Source organism: Kitasatospora sp. NPDC047058 (assembly GCF_040643935.1).
GTDB lineage: Bacteria > Actinomycetota > Actinomycetes > Streptomycetales > Streptomycetaceae > Kitasatospora.
In genome coordinates, this window is sequence record NZ_JBEYVJ010000824.1 from 1 (window position 1) to 1,594 (window position 1,594).

Here is a 1,594-nt window from a genome sequence, read left to right on the forward strand (position 1 = left end):
ACACGGACCCGGCCGCCACGAGATCCTGGAACCGAGTCCGCGCCGCACTATTCAAAGCCGGACAGTTGGGGGGAATCCCCTATCGAACGCCCTCTCAGGGCCGTCGGCCGCCGCCCCGGGAGCCCCGCGGCCGGGTGAGGGTGAAGCGGTCGACGGGGACGAGGTCGCCGTAGGGGCCGCGGACGGCGTAGTAGGTGACCGCGATGGTGGTCTGCCCGCCGCGTCGGCCCGGGTCGACGTCGAAGGCGGCGAAGCCGTACGGGTTGTCGGCGTCACGGAAGGCGGACCAGGGCGCGTCCTCGATCACGTACACCGGCGGCCGCTTGCCGGTGGCCGGGTCCGCGGCGCCGACGCCGGTGATGACGCGCGCCTTGGTGGGGGAGAAGAAGAGCCGGTTCGAGGGCACGGAGGTGCCGCCCCCGCCGATCACCATGTGGACGGTGCCCTTGGTGGTGTCGACGGTCTCGGTGCCGGTCGCGACGGGCACGGGCGTCCGGGTGTCGGTCGGCTGCTGGCCCCGGATCGGGTGCGAGCGCTCGTAGTGGTGCTCGTGGCCGCAGACCACCAGGTCGACGCCGTACCTGTCGAAGAGCGGCACCCAGGTCTCGCGGATGCCGAGGTCCGCCCCGTTGAACCTGTCGGCGGTGGACACCACCACCTGGTGCATGCAGACCACGATCCAGTCGATCTCCGGATCCGCGTTCGCGGCGGCCAACTCCCGCTCCAGCCAGCGCTGCTGGGCGCCGCCCGAGTAGCCGCGGACATAGGAGTTGCCGCCGTCCTGGTAGGCGACGTCGTCGTTGTTCAGGCTGATCACGCGGACCGCGCCCGCCGTGAACGCGTACCAGAGGCCGTGCAGCCCGTCGTCGGCGCCGGACGCGGGCAGGTCGAAGTAGGTCTGGTAGGCCCCGTAGCCGATCGGGCCGTTGCCGCGTTCGTTCTCGTGGTTGCCGGCGGCGGGCATCCAGGGGCGGTGGCGGGCGGAGCGGGTGTTGTTCTCGAACCAGTCGGACCAGGTGCGGACCCGGTCGGTCGCGATGTTGGCGTAGCAGAGGTCCCCGTTGACGAGGTGGAACAGCGGTGCGACGCGCTCGACCCCGGCGGTGGTGTCACCGGCGGCGGGGCTGCCGAGGTTGTCGTTGACGTAGCCGCCCGCGGTCGGCTTCCCGAGGGTGGGCGTGCCCTGGTCGCCGAAGCTGGTGAAGGTGAAGGCGGCCCGGCCCCGCGGTGCGGTGCGGAGCGTGCCGAGCTCCGGGGTGGCGCCGTCGTGGACCGCGGCGTAGACGTAGTCGGTGTCCGGGGCCAGGCCGGTCAGCCGTACGTGGTGGACCTGGACCTCGGTGCCGGACGCGGCGTCGCGGTAGGTGCGCGTCGACGCCTGCTCGGTGCGGCCGAAGCCGCCGTGCGAAGTGCCGTACATGACGCGGGGGTTGGCGACGGAGGTGGTGGTGTGCCAGGAGACCGTGGCCTCGCGCGAGGCGTCCGATCCGAACTGCAGGTGGAGGCCGGCGACGCGCGGGGCGCCGGCGAAGCCGACCCGGGCGATGGCGTGCAGGTGCCGGGCTCCCCCGGGCTGCGGCTCGGCGCCGCCGGG

The 1,594-nt window shown here is 73.1% G+C and carries 1 protein-coding gene; it reads right to left on the bottom strand.

Going from position 1 to position 1,594, the window contains the following annotated elements:
• Positions 1–94: 94 nt before the first annotated feature.
• The coding region (locus ABZ885_RS40830; RefSeq protein WP_360200229.1) for a metallophosphoesterase family protein at positions 95–1,594 on the bottom strand (1,500 nt) is incomplete at its 5' end.